Raw genomic sequence first — 21141 nt, forward strand, 5'->3', positions numbered from 1 at the left:
ATAATGTGCGCAAATTGCCACAAACTTGCGAGATTAGACGTGGGTCAACTTCTCGGGATTGGCAACGATACGAATCGTCTGGATACGCCCAGCCACCACTTCGATAGTCAGCACAGCAAAGGCATCACTACCAGCGCGGATAATCAACGCGGGTTGACCGTTGGCTTCCGCCAAATCCACCCGCGCGCCTTCTGGCAAAGTGCCTCTGAATGTGCTGGTCTTCCTGATAAAGAGACTTGCGACCGCCTGACTGCCCAAAACAGGTCGTGTCGGAGAACCTTTCACTTTGCCACCGCTATCGCTCCAGAAAGTCACATCCAGCGCAAGTAAATCGATCAAGGCATTCATCTCGCCCGCGTCAATGGCCTGTAAAAAGCTGGTGAGTAACTGACGCTGAAGTTCAGGCGACGCCGAGAAGCGTGGACGGTGATCGACTAGATGTTTCTTTGCCCGGCTCAAAGACTGGCGACAGGCGGCCTCGCTTTTGTCCAGTATGGCCGCGATTTCGGCATAATCGTATTCAAAGACCTCACGCAGCAGAAAGACGGCCCGCTCAAGCGGCTGTAGCTGCTCCAGGATTACCAGGAAGGCTAGCGAGATCGACTCATATTCGTCCACTCGCTTCTCAACTCCAACCAACTCTGGCGCATCTGTGGTGACGATCGGCTCCGGCAACCATGGCCCCAGATATTGCTCCCGCGTGCGCCGCGCCAATTGCAACTGATCCACGCACAGGCGGCTGATGATTGTGGTCAGGTACGCTTTCAACGAGAGAATCGTCCCCGGCGTGGCCTGATATCGTAGATAAGTTTCCTGCACCATGTCCTCCGCATCCATCGTGCTTCCAAGCATGCGATAGGCAATGGCAAAAAGGTACGACCGGTATGTTTCAAAAGTTTCATTCATGTTTCATCTCTGTTAGCGTATCACTTCACCTGGGACTGGCTGGATGCCTCCTTAGGTGAAGCCGTATCCTCTCCGCCAGCCGGGGCGTGTCGGAATTGGATATACTGCTTGATTCCGAGCATCGGCAGCAGTATCCGCTCAGCAAGATTGAAGGCTGGAAGGGCCACCTTCGGACTTATAATCTGTGGATCAATCAACCGATATTCAACGCCTTCCCACTGTATTACACATCCGTTCGTAGCCAGCGCGTTACGATACCAGTCAGTCTTTTCGCCAAAGGTTAGCGGGACCACAAAACCATTGGCTGTCGGTCGTCCGCTTACTGGTGTGGCAAAGACCCGCCCAGAACGTCGCCCGGTATGTTTGAGGACCGCGAACCGCATCACACGCCTGACGAGAGGATGAGCCAGGACATAGGAATTCCACGGCGGTCGCCTACGGGGTAAGCCTTTTCTGCTCACTTGAACATTACTTTCTGACATATATATCTTCCTTTCGATTTATTAACCCTTACTCCTTATCTGAAAACCTGAGCGCGTGAGCGCTAGCCGCGACCAGCGGCGCCGTGCCCTCGTATGAGGGGTGGTTTTCGAATAAGACCTCAGTCTTATCAAGATGACACATCATGTAGCGGGCTAAGTCCTCTTCTTCCGTGTATGTGCATTTGTTAATTTTATATTCGAAAATCGTTTCTATTGCAATATCCAGACCCCCCTTTAAAAAAGAGACTCATACTGGAAGAGGGTTGAGGGTGAACTTTTGTGACAGGCTTATGTTTGCATAAAATATTTATATAAATCTGTGATATAATTTTCTCTATGACAGAACAATTCTCTGATGCCGACCTGAATGTCGGTGATCTGACAACCATCATTGAAGAATTTACGACGATCTTCATTCGCCTGCCTTCGGTGGAAAAACTAAGCTTTACGAGCCTGTCTGTGTTACATACGCTCTCACGCAAGGGCCCCATGCGGCTAACCGATTTGACTGTCACGGAGCAAATGACACAACCGGCTATTACCCAGTTGGTGAGGAGATTGGAAGACGATGGATTAGTGGAGCGTCAAACAGATCCCCGCGACGCCCGCGCGGTACTGATCCAACTTACTCCGCGAGGGGCACAGATCGTCGAAGTGCGCCATGCTGCACGCGTGAACCAGCTTTCTAGCTTGCTCGACCGATTGTCCCAGGATGAGCGTCAGTCCATCGCGGAAGCCCTACCAGCCCTGGCCCATGCGGTCGAATTGGGCAGAAAGGCCGAGCTACCATTACACCCGCGCTCTTCAACCAATACCCAACAGCACCCGCTAGAACAAACGAAGGAGTAAACTATGCCCGGAAGCCAGGAAGAAACCTCTGTAGCGGGTTTCTCGTTTCCTCTGCAACCCATACAGATTCATGTCCCGGACGAACTGCTCTCTGACCTGCGCATACGCCTGAAGCATACCAGATGGCCCCTGGCGGCTGGCAATGACGACTGGTACTATGGGGTTGGTCGAGCCTACCTGGAAGAGCTTGTTGATTACTGGCTTAATACCTACGACTGGCGGCAAGCGGAGTCCGCGATCAACCACTACGAGCATTACCGGGTAGATGTCGAGGGCGTACCTGTCCATTTCATGCGTAAACCTGGTGTAGGCCCGAAGCCGATTCCCTTGATCTTGACTCATGGTTGGCCGTGGACCTTCTGGCACTGGTCAAAAGTTATTGATCCACTGGCAGACCCTGGAGCTTTCGGGGGTGATCCAGCTGAAGCCTTCGATGTCATCGTGCCCTCGCTTCCTGGTTTCGGCTTCTCGACGCCACTCCCCAACAACCCGGACATGAATTTCTGGAAGGTGGCGGACCTCTGGCACACACTGATGACGACTATTCTTGGTTACAAGAAGTATGCCGCTGGCGGATGTGATGTTGGAGCCCTCGTTACAGGCCAGTTGGGGCATAAATACGCCGACGAACTGCACGCCATCCATATTGGCTCCGCACTAAAGTTGAGTTTTTTCAATGGTGATCGGGGATGGGATCTCAGTGGTGGACAACCCATTCCAGAGAATATACCAGAACATATTCGTACCGGGATTATCTCATATGATCGCCGTTTCGCGTCTCATCTCGCGGTGCATGTGCTCGATTCGACGACCCTGGCTTATGGTCTCAGTGACTCCCCAGTAGGGATGCTGGCCTGGATTCTTGAGCGGTGGGCGAAGTGGAGCGATAACGATGGCAACATTGAAAAGGTCTTCTCTAAAGACGATCTCCTTACCCATGCCATGATCTTCTGGGTCAATAACGCCATTGAAACCTCCATGCGCATGTACGCCAATGCAAACCGCTATCCGTGGACCCCTGCTCATGAACGTCAGCCAATTATCGAAGCTCCAACCGGGATCACGTTCGTGGGCTATGAAAACCCTCCTGGCGTCTCAACGGAGAATAGGGTCCAGCACTTCTTGAGTAGTGACCGGGCTTCCTGGTACAATCATGTGAACATCAACGTGCATGAGCGTGGTGGTCACTTCATTCCCTGGGAAATCCCATATGGCTGGATTGACGACCTGCGCCGCACCTTCCGTCATTTTCGATAGTTAAAAGCAGGTACCTATGTTCGCAGAGTTGCGTAAACCGTATCTTCTGGCGCACCGGGGCGGCGCGGACCTCGCCCCAATGAACACAATGGCGGCCTTTGAGGTCGCCGACGCCATAGGGGTAGATTTCCTCGACATCGATGTGCATCTTACCAGGGATGGGCATGTCGTTGGCATTCATGATAGCACTGTGGATGCCACCACCAATGGGCGTGGACGCGTCGATGCCTATACCCTGGCAGAGCTACAGGCGCTTGATGCGGGCTATCGCTTTCAAGATCTACATGGGGAATATAACTACCGGGGAAAGGTGTCCGCATTCCTACGATTGAGGAAGTCTTTGAAAAGTATGCCTCGAAGCACTACTTTCACTTCGAGATTAAAGATACATACCCCAAAGGCGAACCCTCGCGCATCGAAGAGGAACTATGGAAACTGATCCAAAAATATCACCTGGAGCGAAAGGTCATCGTAGCTTCCTTCAAGCAGGAGATCGTTAAGCGCTTCAACCGACTAGCCGAAGGTGAGGCTGTGCTGGGAGCAGGGACGGCTGAGGTCACCCGCTTTACCCTCGCCCACAAACTTGGTCTACCTGGCCTCTACCGCCGCTACTCCCACGCGCTTGAGATTCCGCTCAGGAGTCATGGCATCTCCCTCAAGGATCGGCGCATTATCGATGGTGCGCACCGCCTGGGAATGGATGTCTACTACTGGACTATCGACGACCAGCCCACCATGCATGCTCTGCTCGACCTGGGCGCGGACGGACTTTTCACCAACCGCCCCGACCTGATGAAAGCCGTCCTGCAAGAACGTGGCTTGCGCTGACCATACAGAGTAATAGGGAAACTGGCTTACGAGAGAGCACAGATAGCAGACATATACAGAAGAGGCGATACCATATGGTATCGCCTCTTCTGTATATGTCTGAAAACTTATGAGGATTTAGGGTCCCTCATAATAGTAATAGCTGTCATCTTCAGTAGGAGTGGGTGTTAAGTCATAATCAGAATCCGACGGCATGCCGCCCTTCATAGTCGCGCCCCCACCGGTATTTGCGCCACCTTTGGAGTCTGTTTTACCGCTCTTACTTGTGTTATCTTTGTTATCTTTGTTATCTTTGTTGTCTGTGCTATCGCTAGCGCCAGGATCATCGGTGCTTGAAGGTGCCGAAAACTTGACTTTCATCTTGCATGGGCTTGCCTGCCCGGTATCCATCTCGATCTCAACCGTTACGCTGGTTCCACCATTGATGGCAATGCTAGCCTGTCCATCCTCAGATATTGGCGTCGTGCCATAGCCAATGTTCACCGGACAACCATTCTGCGCTTTGGCAACCTTAGTGGCATTCGCATTAGAAGTTAATTGGGCTGGTGTCGTATCGGTAGCTATGGCAATACGCTCTTGCATACCAACCAGGAGCGCTGCACACACGCCCCACAATACTATTGACCTCGCACCCTTTATCATGGACGAGTGTGACATAGATGTCCCTTTCTCATGCAGCAGGTCACGTTATTTAGGGCACTGAAACCAAAAATTCCAACGACTGGCTCATGCAGATCCGGGCAATGCTCTAAAAACTGGCTTTCATCCACCAATTTACTTCAAAAAAGACGCTGCCAGAGCATGACATAACATCATTACATCAGTACATGCTATCCTAGCTAAAAGCCTGTTGACGTAACCGAGTGCATATTTGTGTAAATAGGCCGCTTGCTCGCTTTACTTCGCGAAGTCGCGTTTCTTCGGCCCAGAATGTCTATTCACTCTCATTATAGGGAGCACTAACAAATGTTGAGTTGGTGGTACGAGCGCCCATCACCTCACGCCATAAGGGGACAAAGCGAGCTTGTGATACGCTCGCTTTGTCCCCTTGTTGCGCTCTACGCAATACTTGCGGTCGCGAGCACTTCGACGGTGCCTTCTTTACCGTTGACACGTACGCGGTCGCCGGTGTGCAGGCGCATAGTCGCGTTACCACAGCCAACCACGGCTGGAAGACCCAGTTCGCGCGCGACGATAGCAGCATGTGATAGAGGTGCGCCGACATCTGTAACGATTGCGGAGGCGCGGGGGAAGAGTGGTGTCCAACCAACATTAGTTACCACTGTAACCAGAACTTCACCAGGGCGCAACTGGTCGCCCTCGTCGGTGGACATAATGACGCGCGCCAGACCCTCTACGACACCCTCCGAGCCTGGAAAGCCAGTAATGGTCGCACTGGCCGGCGCTTGATGCTGCTGGTTCGCGTCGTAGAAATCACTACGGCGCTGGGGATCCGCCGCCCATTTGAAGGGATCAAAATGACCGCAGATCAGGGCCGGATAAGCTGGCATGGCGTGGTAGCGCTCATACGTCGCGCGGCGCGTGGCGACATGCGCCAGGGACGCTTCGTCTCCATTGAGATAAGATATGATCTCATCTATAGAGAGGAAGAACAGATCGTCTCCCTTGCCAGTAAGCTTGCCAGCGCGCAGGACGAAGGTTCGCAGCGCCCGGATGACGCGAACGACCTCCGAGCGTGCCTGTTCCCGGTCACGGAAGACGGCAGTAGTCTTCTCAATGCGTTTGCGAATGCTCTCGGCCTTGCGCGGATAGCGCTGCCTGAAGCGCATCCATGCGTTAGCTTGAACCTCCTGCTGTCGCGCAAGTCGAGTCTCGATATCCACAGGGGCTTCGCGCAGGCTCGCCAGCTGACCTTCAATCCAGTTTGGATCTTCTACCGGGCGTGGAATAGAGATCTCGAACTCATGTGGACTCCGGTGTCCATATTGCAGCGTATATGTCTCGCGGTCAATCTCGCCCCGCTCCAGTTGGGCCAGACCCAGGAGCGGGCCCAGGCTCGCTAGCTGGCTTGTGCTACTATTCAGGCCAGAGAGTAGGGCGTTGGCATCAGCCTCCCCTACCAGTTTACGAAGTTTCTGACGGAGGTTAAGGAGCGCGTTGCCATCCTGCCTGGCTGCCGCTTCCAGCATCGCGCTACTCTCACGGAAGAGCGGCTCTAGCTCCTCCCGCCACAGCGTAACCAGTTCCGCAATGCTGGACGCGGAGTCCAGGCGTGTACGCAGATTCTCGCAACGCTCCGTAGCCGTAGCGAGAAAGGGACGCATCCTTTTCTGATTAGCTCGCAGGCGCTTCGGGAACCAACTCAAGACCGAGAAAACGCCCTTGAGCAGCCGCCAGCGCGAAGCGGGCAGCAGAGGCACATCAATACTCGCGGGGATACGCCCAAAGACCTCCTCGATACTCGCCTTGAAGTGCTCTTTTCCCATCCCAAAGACCCCGGCAATGCTCATGGTCAGGCTGATATTCATATAAAAGCGCCCACCAATATTGCCGATAGGCTGAAACTCCCGGATACCTTTCGCGTACATCGGCGCGGTCGCCTCCGACATAAAGATCTGGATCAGCGACCATGTGCTGGGCGTCATCACATCCGGCACGGCCTCACCAAGGTTCCCGTTTGACCACAGATAATTGTGAGCCAGACTATCATTCCATTCCTCGACTTCAACTTTATCGGCGGTCAGGGTCGTAATAGGTCGAGCCTGCAATATGAAGAGGCCCGCATCCTTCCGCGCCCACTCGATATCCATGGGCTGTGCATAGAGCGCTTCGATTTGTACGCCGAGGTTTGCCAATTCGCGCGTCTGCTCAAGAGAGAGCACCGGCGCTGAGCGCTTATCTTCGGGGACAGGTTCTTCGCGCGTGCCACTGGGCACGCGCACAGTCATAACGGCCTTGTCCGCAATCTCCTGCTTGATAACCTTCCCACTGGCTCGCTCAACTACAAGCGTGTCAGGCGTGACCTGACCGCTGACGAGCGCCTCACCCAGGCCCCAGGTCGCGTTAATCATCACCTCATTCCGCGAGCCTGTAAGCGGGTTCACCGTGAAGAGCACACCTGCCGCGTCAGCAGGAATCAATTCTTGCACCACGACCGCCAGGCTTACATCCTGCGGCGCAATCTGGTAGCGTGCGCGATACCCGAGGGCGCGGACGGTCCAGAGTGACGCCCAGCAGCGCTTGACGGCATTTAGGACCTCATCGACGCCCTGAATATTAAGATATGTGTCCTGTTGACCCGCGAACGACATTCCGGGCAGGTCCTCGGCGGTAGCAGATGAGCGCACCGCCACAGATAAGCGCTCATCGCCGAACGCCATATAGGCGGTTTGGATGGCTTCGGCGATATCGTCTGGAACCTTGCCTTGCGCGAAGAGCTGACCAATTTGGCTTGATGCCGCTTCCAGGGCCAATATATCGGAGGCATCGGTAGGTACGATAGCCAGGATTTGCTCCTGTAATCCATTCTCGGCTACGAAGCGCTTATAGGCCGCCGTCGTGACGTGAAACCCACGCGGCACTGGCAGGCCCGCCCCCGCCAATTTGGACAGCGATGCCCCCTTACCCCCCACCTGTTCCAGAGTAACCGAAGGCTCATCCAAGGCTACAACGAGCGGTGTCCCCTGCTCTATGCTCATATTCCATGCTCCCCTCTTCTTCCTGAAGAGTCTAAAGGTCTTATAACGACTTTTGAAACTGCTCCCGCACTGCCTCTATGGCCTGGCTCAGAAAGAGAGTGAAGGCTTCCGAGACTGTTTGTAGCTTATCTGGCGAAATAGGTTCAGCGGGCTCAAGCGTGCGGTGCGCGGTCTCCGCCATCAATGCCGCCATCTTCTCATCTGCTGGCGCGAACTCATCTGGTAGGAGTGGGGTTGTAATAAAGAAGCCCATAAAGATAGAGCTAAAGACCACCACCTGCTCCTCCAGGCTCATATCGGTGCGAGCCAATCCATGCTCACGCAGAAAGGCAATATAGTGCTTGAAGCCCAGTAGACGACTCACATTCATCGGAGTATGCTGCTCTCTATGCGCCAGTTTCCCCAGCACATCCATATCGCGCAACAGGATAGCCTTCATCAGGGGACGCTTCAGAGTAGCGAGAGCGCAATGCCTGAGAATACCTCCCAGCGTTACCCCCAGAGGGTCACTCGCGATTCCCCGCTCGATATCTTCCGCCAGCCCCACTCTCTCACGCCTGAGCAAGGCCTTAAAGAGTTCCTCGCGCGTCTTCCAGTGCAGATACATCGTGCTCTTCGCCACCCCTGCCAGCCTGGAAATATCATCGAGTGTCGTCTTCTGAAAGCCCCAGCGCAAGATAAGCTCAGCAGCAGCATCCAAAATGCGATGCGCCCGCGCCTCGCGCTCTTCTAGTACAGCCAATTGTCGCACCCTTCCTTCGCTCCCAACTTTTTGACTAATTCAGCATATTTAGTCATTATATTGATATTCGAAAATATAGAACATCGTGAACAAATTGTCAAGCCCTATCTAAATTTTCGAAAGTTTTCGAAAATCAATAATGCGAGTGTAAAGCGCGAAAGGCACACCCTCCCCCCATGCGGGCTCAGAGGCTATAAGTGCTCAGCCTGAGCTCAAAAAAGCCTGCGTCAGCTACTTCAGAGCAACCATTAAGTTCGCGTTTAAGCAGAATTGCAGGGCTTACAAAACAAGCTCAAAAAGCCTTGACAGACTAGCCATTATTGACTACACTTACGAATAGTAAATGCAAAAAACTTTCGGTAATATGCGAAAGTTTAAAGGCATTGCTCTCATCACAGGGAGTCTTGCATGGCGAAACGGCATAAAGCGGACGCGCGTCCGACCATTGCCCAAATCGCGCAGGCGGCGGAGGTCTCGGTGGCGACGGTTTCGAAGGTCCTGAATGGTCGCGTTGATGTCTCACCACCAACGCGCGAGCGTGTTGAACGCGTTATTAAGGAGTATGGTTTTACCCGTCATCGTCCCGCGCATTCCCCCCGGAAGGGGAAGACAGGATTAGTGGATCTGGTCGTCCCACGTCTGGATGACGACTTCTTCTTCCCAATCCTCGAAGGCGTTGAGCAGGTGCTCAAAGAAGCCGGTATGCGTCTCGTACTTTCGACAACCGACTATGCGGTAGAGCAGCAGTTACAGTGGCTGGAGATGGAAAAAGAGCGACCCGCCGATGGCATCATTTTTGTCTTGCCTTCGGACGACGTCATCGAGGCCCTCTCTCGTCATCGTCTGCCCTTTGTCATAATTCATAAGCAAGGCGGGACACCCCCAACGGTGCCATCGGTCTCGATTACCAGTTGGGATGGTGGGTTTGCCGCCACGAATCATCTGCTCGCACTTGGTCACAGGCGCATTGCCTACATCGGCAAGAACGTCTATGCCATGGACGGAATTGAGCGTTTCGCGGGCTATCGCACAGCGCTAGAGGTGGCGAATGTCCCTCTCGATCCCGCCCTACAGCGTGAGGGAGAGTTTAGCGCGACCGATGGCTATATCGCGACCAGGGAACTGATGGCACTCGAAGACCCACCAACGGCGATCTTCGCGGGCAACGATCATCAAGCCACAGGCGTCTATCGCGCGCTCTATGAGCTTGGTATCTCAATTCCTTCGATTGTGAGTGTAATCGGTTTCGATAATCTGCCCTTTACGGAGCTTATGAATCCACCTTTGACGACGGTGCAGGTACCCCGCCTTGAATTGGGGCGGATTGCCACGACGATGCTCTTGAGCTTAATCAACCAGGAGCCATTGAATATGCGCCGCGTAATCCTTCCTACACGCTTGATTGAGCGGCAGTCTTGTACCTCGCCAACAGGCAAGTAAGGAGTTCGCGAAATAGGGCATTTTGCTCATCATTTACGCATTGACAACCCTTAATTTAATACTTATACTAAGACGTAAGACAGATGCTAGAACCCCGAATTGGGCTCACGCGAAAGGAGGGATACCCAAACGTGTGAGGCACATAGTCACCCTCGAAGCAGTTTACGCACTTCTCGGGAGGCTCGCCGCTCGCAACTTTCTCTATTTTATACCCAGACAGAGGTTCGTTCTTCAATGCTTATGATAGGACGGCCTGTTGTTATAACGACCATTTTTACAGCGTAGTATTAATTTCTCGTTTGCACTTAGGTCTTATGTGAAAACCAACCCTCATTCGAGGGCAAGGTTTTCTTATAAGGAGTGCCACATCCAAGATGTCTGGATCAACGTTTGATCCTTGTTGTCTGGAGGTTTTTCATGTCTCCCAACCCTACCTTTTCGCTTAGTAAGGCGAAAAAGCGAACTACGACAGTTCTCTTCTCTCTTCTCGCTATTTGTCTCTTCATCCTTTCCGCCTGCGGCGGCGGGTCGCAGCAGATTCAGCGCCCTAAAGATGGCATCCTGAATGTTGTTCCCAGCCCTAAGGGTGACTTCACTAATGTCTTTAGCCCTTATTCTTCGACCGCCAACTATGGCTCACAGGGCATGATCTACGAAACCCTGCTCTTCTTTAACCGCATGGATGGAAGTGTTAAGCCCTGGTTGGCAGAGAGCTATAAGTTCTCTAGCGACGCCAAGACCATCACCTTTACCCTGCGCAACGATGTGAAATGGAGCGATGGGGTAGAGTTCACCTCTGATGATGTTGCCTTCACCCTGGAGATGCTCAAGAAGTATCCTTCAGCCGATGGCAATGGCCTCTGGCAGACGATTAAAGACGTACAGGCTCCCGATAAGAGCACTGTTGTCGTGAACCTGAAAACAGCCTATACTCCACTCCTGTGGTACCTGGCTGGTCAGACCTGGATCGTCTCGAAGCACCTGTGGGCCAACGCCGGTGACCCCAGCAAGTATGCTGACACCAAGCCCGTTGGCACCGGTCCCTTCAAATTGAAGTCCTTCACACCTCAGTTGATCGATCTGGAAAAAAATACTAACTACTGGCAGCCCGGCAAGCCAGAGGTGAAGGAGATTCGCTATCCTTCCTTCAACTCAAACACCAGCGCGGAACTGCTGCTCTCTCGCGGCGGCATCGACTGGACCGGTCTCTTCACACCTGACATTGAGAAGACGTTTGTCGCTAAGGACAAGGCACACAATAAGTACTGGTTCCCCAACCGCAACGTCGTCATGCTCTACCTCAACACCGCGAAGGCCCCCTTCAATGACTTGAAGGTTCGCCAGGCTATCAGCAGCGCCATTGATCGCGAGCAGATCTACAAGGTAGCGGAAAGCGGCTACGAGCCAGTCGCCAGCCCAACAGGTCTGGTCCTGCCCGCCAACCAGAGCAATCTGCACCCCGACTACGCCAATACCCAGTTCAAGCTTGATACTGCCCAATCGGCGACATTGATGGAGAGCGCTGGTTACAAGAAGGGCTCGGACGGCATCTATGTCGATAAGAGCGGCAAGAAGCTCTCGTTCAACATCAACGTAGTCACTGGCTGGACCGACTGGGTCAGCGCCTGTCAGATCATGGCCGCCAACCTCAAGGCCATTGGTATTGAGGCCAAGGTCAATTCTGTAGCGTTCAACTCGTACTTCAGCGCCCTCCAGATGGGCTCCTACGACATGGCTATCTCCTGGACCAACCCTGGCCCAACCGCTTACTACCTCTACTATTCACTGCTCAATAGCAAGAATAGCGCGCCTGTTGGTCAGTCGGCTTCCTCGAACTTCGAGCGCTGGATGGACCCTGCGACAGACCAGCTCCTGACGCAGTACGCCACTACGGCTGATCCTCAGAAACAGCAAGAGGCGTTGAACGGATTGCAGAAGATCATGGTCGAGCAGATCCCCAGCATTCCGCTGGTGTACGGCGCGACATGGTATGAGTACAATACGTCTAACTTCTCTGGCTGGCCTGACAAGGACAATGCCTACGCTTCACCCGCACCCTTCGACTTCCCGGATGCAGAAATCGTCGCATTGAACCTTAAGATTGCCTCTTAGGTCTTTCATTTCGACGCGAGCACTGAGGGCCTTAAACAGCCCTCAGTGCTTCCCCATTTGTGGACACTAGCGAACTGCGCTCAGTATCTACAAATGGGGACCTCCCAATCGGGCCGTAAAGTGCCCCACAAATACCACCTCTTCCCAAACAGGGGTGTTGAAAAGCTCTTATACAAAAAACCATCGTGCAATGCGCTCAGGTTTTTGCATAATGAGAAACAAATCAAGGAAGGGAAAACCTGGATGAAGCATCTACTCCGCCGCATAGGTTTCTATCTGGTGGCTCTCTGGGCCTCCGTTACCATCAATTTCTTTATACCTCGCCTGGCTCCCGGCGATCCCGCTGGCAATCTCCTGGCACGCTTTCAGGGGCGTATGAATCCCGCCGCGATTGACGCGCTAAAGCTACAATTTGGCATCACCAACGATCCGCTGTGGGTCCAATATTTCCAATATCTCGGCAAAGCCCTTCATGGAGACCTTGGAACCTCCTTTACCTATTTTCCGACTCCGGTTGCGACCGTTATGGCTCAAGAGGTGCCCTGGACCCTGGCGTTGATTGGCATTTCGGTGATTATCAGCTTTGTGCTAGGGTCGCTCCTGGGAGTCTTTATCGCCTGGCGTCGAGGCTCCTTCCTTGATAGCTTCTTCCCGCCTATCTTGACCTTCTTCTCCGCCATACCTTATTTCTGGCTGGCCTTAATTCTCCTCTATGTCCTGGGCTATACCCTGAACCTGTTCCCTCTCAATGGTGGCTACTCGACATCAGTCACTATCGGCTGGAATGGGGACTTCATTCTCAGCGCTCTCGAACACGGTATTTTACCAGCCTTTACGATTGTCATTGCTTCGATTTCTGGCTGGATGCTTGGTATGCGTAATGCGATGATTACGACACTTTCTGAGGATTACGTCTTGCTAGCGAAGGCCAAGGGCTTGAGCGAGAGACGTGTCATGTATGCTTATGCCGCTCGTAATGCTATCCTGCCCAATGTCACGGGCTTCGCGCTCTCGCTGGGCTTCGTCGTTGGTGGTTCACTGCTGACTGAGATCGTCTTTTCGTATCCAGGCATCGGTTTCGCCCTGCTTCAGGCGGCGCAGAACTCCGACTATCCGCTTCTACAGGGTATCTTCCTGCTGATCGCTCTGGCGGTCTTAGGGGCAAACTTTATCGCTGATCTGGTCTATGTTGTGCTTGATCCTCGGGTTCGGTCATAAGGGAAGAAAGGAGTTACGCATATGAATACCCCTCAAAAAGAGTCTGCTGAGAGCCAGACCATTCCTTCCGCGAGCATCTTACCTCCACCAACTGCCTCCGCGCAGGTCGCGACGCTCACTCCGAGCGAGGCTTCGAGTCTCTCGCGAGCCTTGTTGCCAGTTCGCAATGCTCTGGAGAGCCTGGGGCGCAACCGTAAAGCGACCATTGGTGTATGTATTGTCGCTATATTCCTCATACTTGCGATCTTTGGGCCATTCTTCGTTCAGGCAGATCCCAATGCCTTCTCCCCTGATTTGCTTCAGGAGCCATCTGCTACACACTGGCTCGGCACCACCCAAACTGGTCAGGATGTCTTCCTGCAAGTGCTGGTGGGCACGCGTGTCTCCATCCTCTGGGGCTTCGCGACCGGGCTATTCGTGACCGTTCTTTCAGTGCTTGTAGGTCTTGTTGCGGGCTATATGGGTGGTATCGTTGATGATGCTCTGACGCTGCTCGTCAATGTCTTCCTTGTGCTTCCAGGCTTCCCCCTGGCGGTCGTGCTCGCCGCTTACGTCCCGATCAAGGGGCCGTTTACAGTCGCGATGGTGATCGCCCTGACAAGCTGGGCCTATCAGGCTCGCGTCTTACGCGCGCAAACCTTGACGATGCGCCACCGAGACTTCGTCGAGGCGGCTCGCTCAAGTGGCGAGTCAACCTGGCGTATCATCTTCTTTGAAATTCTTCCTAACGAGGTGGCGATTGTGGCCTCGGGCTTCGTGGGAACCGCCATTTACGTTATTCTTGCGGCTGCGGGTCTGGAATTCCTGGGCCTGGGCGATTCAAACGTCGTTGACTGGGGAACCATGTTCTACTGGGCTCAGAACAATGATGCCTTACTGCTGGGTGCCTGGTGGTGGTATGTCGCGCCCGGTCTGTGCATCGCTCTGCTCGGCGCGGGTCTCGCCTTGATCAACTTTGGTATCGACGAGATTGCTAATCCCAATCTGCGCAGCATTCGTGGCTTCAAACGCATGCTCGCTCAAATCTATCCTCTAGGCATCAAGACCGCTCAGGATGCATAAGAGTGCCTGAAACACTTGAGCCTTGGGGCTGGCATTGGCTAAAGCTCAATGTCCACATTTGACAGAAACCGTAGCGACTACATTCCATGTCGGATCACTTCCGGCGAGCCTACCAATGGGGGTTGTCAGCGCAGGCGGGCCATCTTACTAATACAAGGGGATTTCACTATGCAAGATATACACAATATGTCCCAGCTAACCTCGGCTGATCTGGAGCTAGCCAGGGCCTTCCCTGAAGGGTTCCTCTGGGGTGCCGCTACGGCTTCCTATCAGATCGAGGGTGGGGCGTTCGAGGATGGACGCGGCTCGTCGATCTGGGATGACTTCTCGGCAACCCCCGGTAAGGTCTTCCAGGGTGAGAACGGGAATGTGGCAGCCGACCACTATCACCGTCTCGCCGAGGATACCGAGCTTATGAGCAGCCTGGGTCTGGGAGCTTACCGCTTCTCTATCGCCTGGCCTCGCATCCTCCCTGAGGGGCGGGGCGCAATCAATAACGCGGGCCTGGATTTCTATGATCGTCTCGTCGATGGCTTGCTGGCGAAGGGCATTACGCCTTACGTGACGCTCTATCACTGGGATCTACCCTCTCCCCTGCAACAGGAGGGAGGCTGGGTCAAGCGCGAGACCGCTTTCGCCTATGCCGACTTCGCCGAAGTTGTCGCGAAGCGCCTGGGTGATCGAGTGACAAACTGGATCACGCTCAATGAGCCCTGGTGTAGCGCTTACCTGGGCTATGGCATTGGCATCCACGCGCCGGGAGTGCAGGATCGCCAGGCCGCGCTCGATGCCGGACACCATCTGATGCTCGGTCATGGGCTGGCGGTGCCTCGTATCCGCGCTCATAGCGCCCCCAATTCACAGGTTGGTATTACCCTAAATCTGGCACACGTTTACGCGAATGACGAGCGCCCTGAGACGCAGCGTGATGTCGCGCTCGCTGATGCTTTCTCTAATCGCTGGTTCCTCGATCCCATCCTGCGTGGGCACTATACCGAGGGCTTCTTTGAACAGCTTGGGTTGAACGCGCCACCTGTACAGGATGGTGATCTCGCTACCATCTCAACCCCAATCGATTTCCTGGGCGTGAACAATTACACACGCCTGCTCGTCAAGGGCAATACAGAGCGCATCCCCCTGGCGGATCAGGTTTCTCTGGTCGCACCCATTCCCAGTGCCTGTTATACCGAGATGGGCTGGGAGGTCTACCCTAACGGTTTGCGAGATCTCCTGCTCCGTCTAACAAAAGATTACGCGGTCTCGAAGCTCTATGTGACCGAGAATGGCGCGGCCTTCAAGGACGCCTGGAACGGCAATGGGCATGTGAGTGATCCCAGGCGCGTCGATTACTTACGCACGCATATCGCGGGTCTCGCCGAGGCCATCCAGCAAGGGGCACCACTGCGAGGCTACTTCGTCTGGTCTCTGATGGATAACTTCGAGTGGGCTGAGGGATATAGCAAACGCTTCGGCATTGTCTATATCGATTATCCAACGCAGAAGCGCGTTGTGAAGGAGAGCGGTTACTGGTACGCTGGCCTTCTGAAAGCCTTCAACCAGGCCCACAGCAAGTAAGCTCCTATAGCTGAAGCATCAGGATCGAAAAGAATACACCCTACCATCCTGTTTGGGAGACGGGGGGAGAGGCTAGCCAAAGGCCTCTCCCTCTTTTTTGTGGGAAACAACCGAGAGAATGCCGCTGCTAAAGCCACGCAGCTACATATGATGAAGAGGCTTGTGAGCGTGAGCACAACATCAACTGCATCCCACATTGGTATCCACTTCCCGAACGCCTCCACCTATATGTAGCCGCGTCGCTTTAGCAGCGGCGACACTAACGCAGGCGAACCCGGGAGATTCCCGGGTTCGCCTGGTGCCTTGTGCGGTGTGGTTGGGATCAGATCCCGATGACCCCGATGCCCATCGAGAAGATGCAACCGGCCTGGTCCGCCACGAGCCTCTCGTTCGCGGCATCGATCTGGCCTTCATCGAGGAGGTGAGCGTGGGGCCCGAGGCTCTTACGAACCTCCTGGCCCGTCATTCCCAGGATCTCATCGGCGGTGAGAGCCTGAGCCTTCTCGGCAGTGTAACCGTCTTGCGGCATGACTGACCTCCCGGTCAGGTAGGGGAAGGGTCCTTGGCGACCACTTCCAGAAACGGACCTCAACGTACAAGGCTCCGTGGGCTCGTCTGAGGGATGCTTTGTATCTCTCAGACGACTCCGCAGAGTCCAGAAGTTGATGACATACCACATCGCCCAGAGCTTGTGTTTCGCTGGTATGCTTCCGCGCAAAAGGCGCGATCAGAGCAAAATACTAGCGAATCGTCTCTCAAGTCCAATCAGACCTTGAAGAGATAGATATGATGCCTACTATTGTAGCATACTGCATTCATAATCTCTATGCGGTTTCATCTCTATAATCTCCCAAACTCAACCGAATCGAGTACCAATAGAGAAGTGACATCCCTACATATGCAGCCGCGCGAAGTTGGCCCCACCACCTACTTGAACCATGAAACCCTCAAGGGCCAGGCGTGCTGCCCCAAGGCTCGCGGCATCCTCACCCAGACTACTCACCGTGATACTCGTTGCTTCAAACGGCTCTTTGAGCGCGTAACGGCGAGCTTGCTGGACGATCTCTGGCAGGTAGGCTTGCCCCAATAAGAGGCCGATCTTGCCTCCCAGGATGATGCGCTGGGGATTGAAGAGATTAATAAGGTTAGCGATTCCCGCTCCCAGGTAATGACTTGTGGCCTGCATAATCTCATGGGCAGCAGGATCGCCCTGGATCGCGGCCTGGATTATCGCGCCAATGATGCACTCCTCGGTTCCATGGCGTAGGGCCGCGCTTGTGGGGCTAAGGGTACTCAGGCGTCGAATGATGCCGGGCGCGCCGATGTAGGCTTCGAGGCAACCATAGCTGCCACAGCGACAGAGATCACCACCCAGCACCATCGGCGTATGACCCCACTCGCCAGCGCTATTACTGCCCCCTCGGTAGAGCTTCTCTTCATAGACGATACCCGCGCCCACCCCTGTTCCAATGTTGAGCGCAGCCAACGTCTCATGACGCAAACCCGGCTCAAGGTGCATCTCGGCAAGCGCCATCGTCTTGCAGCCATTGTCGACGTAGAGTTGGCTGCTAAGCTCCTTCTGGAGCAGGGCCTTCAATGGGACAGGCCGCCAGTTCCAGGCGGGCGCTGAGACTGTCTCCTCCTCCGCCTGCTTGACTACACCAGGGACCCCAATCCCTATCCCTAACAGCTTTTCCTGCGTGATCTGCTGCTCCGCGAGGACCTGTTGAACGCACTGCGCGAACCTCTGGGCAATAGATTCGGGATTGCTCTCACTCTCGCAGAGGGCCAGACGCACCTTCTGAAGCAGCCTCAATGTGACGTCGAAGAGCTCAACAACGATCTCCGTCTCGCCAATCTCCCCCCGATAAAATAGCCATACTCCCGGTTGAGCGTCAGAATAGTGCGCGGGCGTCCTCCTTCCGACGCCTCAAAGCCTGCCTCTAACACAAGGTCCTCCGCGAGCAGTTCTGAGACGACGTTGGCAATAGTCCCGGCGCTGAGCCCTGAGAGATGGCTCAGTTCCAGCCGACTCATCGCCCCCTTGGTATATAGGTAGTGAAACACGGTTTGACGGTTGATTCGTCGCAGATCGCGAGCAGTGGGGTTGGCTGATCTCATTAGCGATGGCTCCTGCCCTCATAACTTCGATACATAATACTTAACCTTATTGTAAGGTTTGAATTAAGAGACGTCAATGCTCTTGCTTCTTGACAATCCGTCCTCTATGCTTTATACTTCTCATCGTTAGGTGTTTTAATACTATTTAAAGATGCTATCATTAAGCAAAAAGGGATGGCCAGAATCTAGCGCAGACTCCATGCACAGGTGGCGAGGACAATTAAATTAAAGGGGGAAAACTGACACTACATGTATGAATTGATCATTCTGGCTCTGCTTATGCACTGGCCCTTGCATGGCTACTTCATCACGAAGATCAGCAATGAAATTATCGGCCCCTGGGAGAAGGTGAGCCGGGGGACGGTCTATCCTCTTCTGAGAAAGATGGAACAGGGAGGGCTTATCCGCCAAACGCAGCTCAACGACGAAAGATATAACACTTCGGATCGCCAGTCAAAAGGCTATGAGATTACGCAGGCTGGTCGGCAGCGCTTCCTGGAATTGATGCTCGATACCACTTCTGGTCTGCATAATTATCGTCGTCTCTTCCATATCAAGGCCATGCATCTCAATTTCCTACCGCTCGACGAGCAACTTTACCTTATTGGCCACTATCAGTCCTATTGTCAGACGGCAATGCATCACCAGACGCAGGAGGCTCGGGAACTTCTTGAAGACCCGGAGCAGCGTCGCGCTGAAATGGGAGGCTCTTTCTTCGATAGTGTCCTAGACTACATGCATTACACGGCTGATAGCTGGAAGGTGGAGCTTGAGTGGTGCGCAAAATTGCGCGAGCGCGTTACAGGCTCGTCCGGAACAACCAACACACAATCAACGTCACATTAACTACGTTATTATAGGAGAACCATATGCGACTCAATCACATCAATCTCTGTGTCAACGATCTTACTGAAGCACGCGAGTTCTTCCAGAACTGCTTCGATCTCAAATTTCTGGATCAGAAGGGCAAAGCCATCGTCATTATGTCCGACGGACATGGCTTCACACTCGTTCTGAGCAATCCTCTCGCATTCAAAGATGTAGAGGAGATTCAACCTTATCCTGGTGGCTTCCATATTGGCTTCCTTCAGGATTCCGAAGCTCAGGTAGACCAGATATATCAACGTCTCAAAGCGGCTGGAGTTCAACTTACCCAGGAGCCAAGGAATATGCGCGGTATCTATGGCTTCTACTTCACCGCCCTCAATGATCTTCTCATTGAAGTAAGCACTCAGCTTGAGCAAATAACCACCGAAGCAATTGCGGGCTAACTACGCTATGGAGGAGTGGACCGTTTAATGCTGGTCCACTCCTCCCTTTTCTCATGTGAGGAGATTACTCGAAGGTGAGCGTTTCGCCGGGAGTCATTTCGATGACATCAACCCCATTCACCTCGAATTCTTTCAGGTCGTCGCGTAAGCCCTGGGGCGTACCAGTGAGCAGGGGGAAGGTTCCATAGTGCATGGGGATAACCTTCTTGACGCCCAGAAATTCGGTCGCCAGGGCCGCGCCCTTTGTGCCCATGGTGAAGTTGTCGCCAATGGGCAGGAGAGCAAGATCGGGATGATAGAGAGCGCGGATCAGCGTCATATCCCCGAAGACATCAGTATCTCCGGCAAAATAGAGAGTCGGGCCATCTTGGATGCGCAAGACAAAGCCAACAGGCTCGCCAGTATAGATAATCTGTCCATCATCCGTCACAACCGCCGACGTATGGTGGGCGCGGGTCAGGCTCACAGTCACGTCTTTGAAGGTGGTTGAGCCACCAATGTTCATATGTCTGGCGTTGTTCTCGTCTACCCCTTGCTGTTCAAGCCAGGTCAGCAGTTCGCTTATGGCAATAACGGTAGAGCCATCGCGCTTGGCGATGGTTGCCGCGTCTGCGACATGATCGCCGTGTCCATGCGTGACCAGAAGTAGGTCGACCTTCTCAACCTGCTCAACCTGAATCGGGCATTTAGGGTTGCCTGTCAGCCAGGGATCAATCAGGATGTTTGTCCCCTGGGCAGTCGTCATCTGGAACGTTCCATGTCCCAACCATGTGATCTTGATGCCACTCATAAGTATCCTCCATGTATTGTCATTGAGCTTCATTTCGGGGCGGATAGATTGAAGGGTGAGCTTTGTTGTGAATTATTGCCTGCACACACAAGATAAAGCCCCTGAAGTAGTATACCCCTTCAGAGGCGGTTGCTGTCAAAGGCCAATCGATCTGCTAGCGAGGTGGACCGCTATAACCATCGAGAGGCATATCTGGGGTCCCACGATAATAGTTATTGTAAGGGTTGGCGGAAGCGCGAGCCCGCATGCCACCGATGAAGCCAGCGATGATGATGATGAGCGCGACAAACATTAGCAACCCACCGATCCCCCAAAGATAATAGGTAAGAGCCACAATGCCGTAAACGTGCTCAGGCGCGCATCATGGGGCTGATCCGCATGGTAACTCACCAGGACTTCCTGTCCCTCATGCATATCGCTACTGGAGAAGTTTGAGGTAAAGATTATCTCTCGCCCTTCGCGCGTATGAAAACGCACCGTAGGCTGACACGTACTACTAACAGCCGCGTTGGCCTTACTGTTGAAGTCGGTACTATCTTTCCAATAACAATTCTCGATTGTTCCACTCGTCGTAATGGCGTTCTGCATAAATGTGGTCGCAGATAGATACATTACGAGGGCAATTACTGCGAAGGGTAGGCCCACTAACAGGAAGATACCTCCCACTAGACTGGTAACACAGGTTATTGGTCGTCTCATCGTTCGTATACTCCTCCAGGTCAATCGCTGTCCGTAAATCTCATCTTCGTTACCTATCTATATAGACGCCTTTGCGCGCAATATTCAAGTGAGCCAATCCAGCGAAGGAACAAGTATTGGTAGTGGCAAT

The 21141-nt window shown here is 53.6% G+C and carries 20 protein-coding genes and 1 pseudogene; 10 read left to right on the forward strand and 11 right to left on the reverse strand.

Features of this window, described 5'->3' with window-relative positions:
* Positions 1-33: 33 nt before the first annotated feature.
* Both sigJ and K3T82_RS29480 read right to left on the reverse strand, forming a co-directional pair.
* Positions 34-906 (reverse strand): RNA polymerase sigma factor SigJ, encoded by an 873-nt coding sequence (gene sigJ, locus K3T82_RS29475; protein ID WP_220197091.1) that lies wholly within the window; start codon positions 904-906, stop codon positions 34-36.
* A gap of 20 nt (positions 907-926) precedes the next feature.
* Positions 927-1388 (reverse strand): PNPOx family protein, encoded by a 462-nt coding sequence (locus K3T82_RS29480; RefSeq protein ID WP_220197092.1) that lies wholly within the window; start codon positions 1386-1388, stop codon positions 927-929.
* 336 nt (positions 1389-1724) lie between these two features.
* On the opposite strand from K3T82_RS29480, the gene K3T82_RS29485 reads away from it, so the two are divergent.
* The 3 genes and pseudogenes from K3T82_RS29485 (at position 1725) to K3T82_RS48120 (ending at position 4322) form a co-directional block, all read left to right on the forward strand.
* Positions 1725-2237: a MarR family transcriptional regulator gene (locus tag K3T82_RS29485; protein ID WP_220197093.1), complete on the forward strand. Its 513-nt coding sequence runs from the start codon at positions 1725-1727 to the stop codon at positions 2235-2237.
* 3 nt (positions 2238-2240) lie between these two features.
* A complete protein-coding gene (locus tag K3T82_RS29490; RefSeq protein ID WP_220197094.1) occupies positions 2241-3494 on the forward strand; it encodes an epoxide hydrolase family protein in 1254 nt (417 codons plus the stop codon).
* Positions 3495-3582: 88 nt separating this feature from the next.
* A pseudogene (locus tag K3T82_RS48120) lies at positions 3583-4322 on the forward strand (glycerophosphodiester phosphodiesterase family protein).
* 117 nt (positions 4323-4439) lie between these two features.
* On the opposite strand, the gene K3T82_RS29505 reads toward K3T82_RS48120, so the two are convergent.
* The 3 genes from K3T82_RS29505 to K3T82_RS29515 all read right to left on the reverse strand — a co-directional run bounded on the left by K3T82_RS29505 (position 4440) and on the right by K3T82_RS29515 (position 8723).
* Positions 4440-4979, reverse strand: coding sequence for a hypothetical protein (locus tag K3T82_RS29505; protein ID WP_220197097.1), 540 nt, complete (start codon positions 4977-4979; stop codon positions 4440-4442).
* A gap of 401 nt (positions 4980-5380) precedes the next feature.
* Complete coding sequence (locus K3T82_RS29510) at positions 5381-7981, reverse strand: PEP/pyruvate-binding domain-containing protein (RefSeq protein WP_220197098.1); 2601 nt, start codon at positions 7979-7981, stop codon at positions 5381-5383.
* Between the two features lie 40 nt (positions 7982-8021).
* Positions 8022-8723: a TetR/AcrR family transcriptional regulator gene (locus K3T82_RS29515; protein WP_220197099.1), complete on the reverse strand. Its 702-nt coding sequence runs from the start codon at positions 8721-8723 to the stop codon at positions 8022-8024.
* Positions 8724-9131: 408 nt separating this feature from the next.
* Here K3T82_RS29515 and K3T82_RS29520 point away from each other — a divergent pair, with 408 nt between their 5' ends.
* The 5 genes from K3T82_RS29520 to K3T82_RS29540 all read left to right on the forward strand — a co-directional run bounded on the left by K3T82_RS29520 (position 9132) and on the right by K3T82_RS29540 (position 16130).
* Positions 9132-10163, forward strand: coding sequence for a LacI family DNA-binding transcriptional regulator (locus K3T82_RS29520; RefSeq protein ID WP_220197100.1), 1032 nt, complete (start codon positions 9132-9134; stop codon positions 10161-10163).
* Between the two features lie 417 nt (positions 10164-10580).
* On the forward strand, positions 10581-12275 hold the full coding sequence (locus K3T82_RS29525) for an ABC transporter substrate-binding protein (protein WP_220197101.1): 1695 nt from the start codon (positions 10581-10583) through the stop codon (positions 12273-12275).
* A gap of 243 nt (positions 12276-12518) precedes the next feature.
* Positions 12519-13493, forward strand: coding sequence for an ABC transporter permease (locus tag K3T82_RS29530; protein ID WP_220197102.1), 975 nt, complete (start codon positions 12519-12521; stop codon positions 13491-13493).
* Positions 13494-13514: 21 nt separating this feature from the next.
* Positions 13515-14555 carry an ABC transporter permease gene (locus tag K3T82_RS29535; RefSeq protein ID WP_220197103.1) on the forward strand — a complete coding sequence of 347 codons (1041 nt, stop codon included), beginning with the start codon at positions 13515-13517 and terminating at the stop codon, positions 14553-14555.
* Between the two features lie 168 nt (positions 14556-14723).
* Complete coding sequence (locus K3T82_RS29540; protein WP_220197104.1) at positions 14724-16130, forward strand: GH1 family beta-glucosidase; 1407 nt, start codon at positions 14724-14726, stop codon at positions 16128-16130.
* A 322-nt stretch (positions 16131-16452) separates the two neighbouring features.
* Here the strand turns inward: K3T82_RS29540 and K3T82_RS29545 are convergent, their stop codons facing one another.
* The 3 genes from K3T82_RS29545 to K3T82_RS29555 form a co-directional block, all read right to left on the reverse strand.
* A complete protein-coding gene (locus K3T82_RS29545; protein WP_220197105.1) occupies positions 16453-16722 on the reverse strand; it encodes a hypothetical protein in 270 nt (89 codons plus the stop codon).
* Between the two features lie 300 nt (positions 16723-17022).
* Positions 17023-17946 (reverse strand): ROK family protein, encoded by a 924-nt coding sequence (locus K3T82_RS29550; protein WP_236031633.1) that lies wholly within the window; start codon positions 17944-17946, stop codon positions 17023-17025.
* The gene (locus K3T82_RS29555; protein WP_220197106.1) at positions 17943-18251 is read right to left on the reverse strand and encodes a hypothetical protein; all 309 of its coding nucleotides are present in this window, start codon (positions 18249-18251) and stop codon (positions 17943-17945) included. Before K3T82_RS29555 ends, K3T82_RS29550 begins: the two co-directional genes overlap by 4 nt.
* Positions 18252-18500: 249 nt before the next feature.
* Between K3T82_RS29555 and K3T82_RS29560 the strand changes: the two genes are divergently transcribed.
* On the forward strand, positions 18501-19097 hold the full coding sequence (locus tag K3T82_RS29560; protein ID WP_220197107.1) for a PadR family transcriptional regulator: 597 nt from the start codon (positions 18501-18503) through the stop codon (positions 19095-19097).
* 23 nt (positions 19098-19120) lie between these two features.
* On the forward strand, positions 19121-19522 hold the full coding sequence (locus K3T82_RS29565) for a VOC family protein (RefSeq protein ID WP_220197108.1): 402 nt from the start codon (positions 19121-19123) through the stop codon (positions 19520-19522).
* Positions 19523-19586: 64 nt separating this feature from the next.
* Here K3T82_RS29565 and K3T82_RS29570 read toward each other — a convergent pair whose 3' ends face one another.
* From K3T82_RS29570 to K3T82_RS29580, 3 genes are all read right to left on the reverse strand, one after another.
* Positions 19587-20312, reverse strand: a complete 726-nt coding sequence (locus K3T82_RS29570) for a metal-dependent hydrolase (protein WP_220197109.1) — start codon at positions 20310-20312, stop codon at positions 19587-19589.
* 154 nt (positions 20313-20466) lie between these two features.
* Positions 20467-20604 carry a hypothetical protein gene (locus K3T82_RS29575; protein ID WP_220197110.1) on the reverse strand — a complete coding sequence of 46 codons (138 nt, stop codon included), beginning with the start codon at positions 20602-20604 and terminating at the stop codon, positions 20467-20469.
* Positions 20604-21011, reverse strand: coding sequence for a DUF3592 domain-containing protein (locus K3T82_RS29580; RefSeq protein ID WP_220197111.1), 408 nt, complete (start codon positions 21009-21011; stop codon positions 20604-20606). Before K3T82_RS29580 ends, K3T82_RS29575 begins: the two co-directional genes overlap by 1 nt.
* Positions 21012-21141 lie beyond the last annotated feature (130 nt).

Origin of the sequence: Ktedonospora formicarum (assembly GCF_016587355.1) — a bacterium.
GTDB classification, from domain to species: Bacteria; Chloroflexota; Ktedonobacteria; order Ktedonobacterales; family Ktedonobacteraceae; genus Ktedonobacter; species Ktedonobacter formicarum.

Bases quoted from the DNA above. Each gene is read 5' to 3' on its own strand.
- K3T82_RS29480 (WP_220197092.1), bottom strand. From the start codon at position 1,388: ATGTCAGAAAGTAATGTTCAAGTGAGCAGAAAAGGCTTACCCCGTAGG.
- K3T82_RS29555 (WP_220197106.1), bottom strand. From the start codon at position 18,251: ATGAGATCAGCCAACCCCACTGCTCGCGATCTGCGACGAATCAACCGT.
- K3T82_RS29530 (WP_220197102.1), top strand. From the start codon at position 12,519: ATGAAGCATCTACTCCGCCGCATAGGTTTCTATCTGGTGGCTCTCTGG.
- K3T82_RS29560 (WP_220197107.1), top strand. From the start codon at position 18,501: ATGTATGAATTGATCATTCTGGCTCTGCTTATGCACTGGCCCTTGCAT.
- K3T82_RS29580 (WP_220197111.1), bottom strand. From the start codon at position 21,011: ATGAGACGACCAATAACCTGTGTTACCAGTCTAGTGGGAGGTATCTTC.
- K3T82_RS29540 (WP_220197104.1), top strand. From the start codon at position 14,724: ATGCAAGATATACACAATATGTCCCAGCTAACCTCGGCTGATCTGGAG.
- K3T82_RS29570 (WP_220197109.1), bottom strand. From the start codon at position 20,312: ATGAGTGGCATCAAGATCACATGGTTGGGACATGGAACGTTCCAGATG.
- K3T82_RS29565 (WP_220197108.1), top strand. From the start codon at position 19,121: ATGCGACTCAATCACATCAATCTCTGTGTCAACGATCTTACTGAAGCA.
- K3T82_RS29535 (WP_220197103.1), top strand. From the start codon at position 13,515: ATGAATACCCCTCAAAAAGAGTCTGCTGAGAGCCAGACCATTCCTTCC.
- K3T82_RS29525 (WP_220197101.1), top strand. From the start codon at position 10,581: ATGTCTCCCAACCCTACCTTTTCGCTTAGTAAGGCGAAAAAGCGAACT.
- K3T82_RS29505 (WP_220197097.1), bottom strand. From the start codon at position 4,979: ATGTCACACTCGTCCATGATAAAGGGTGCGAGGTCAATAGTATTGTGG.
- K3T82_RS29510 (WP_220197098.1), bottom strand. From the start codon at position 7,981: ATGAGCATAGAGCAGGGGACACCGCTCGTTGTAGCCTTGGATGAGCCT.
- K3T82_RS29490 (WP_220197094.1), top strand. From the start codon at position 2,241: ATGCCCGGAAGCCAGGAAGAAACCTCTGTAGCGGGTTTCTCGTTTCCT.
- K3T82_RS29575 (WP_220197110.1), bottom strand. From the start codon at position 20,604: ATGTTTGTCGCGCTCATCATCATCATCGCTGGCTTCATCGGTGGCATG.
- sigJ (WP_220197091.1), bottom strand. From the start codon at position 906: ATGAATGAAACTTTTGAAACATACCGGTCGTACCTTTTTGCCATTGCC.
- K3T82_RS29485 (WP_220197093.1), top strand. From the start codon at position 1,725: ATGACAGAACAATTCTCTGATGCCGACCTGAATGTCGGTGATCTGACA.
- K3T82_RS29520 (WP_220197100.1), top strand. From the start codon at position 9,132: ATGGCGAAACGGCATAAAGCGGACGCGCGTCCGACCATTGCCCAAATC.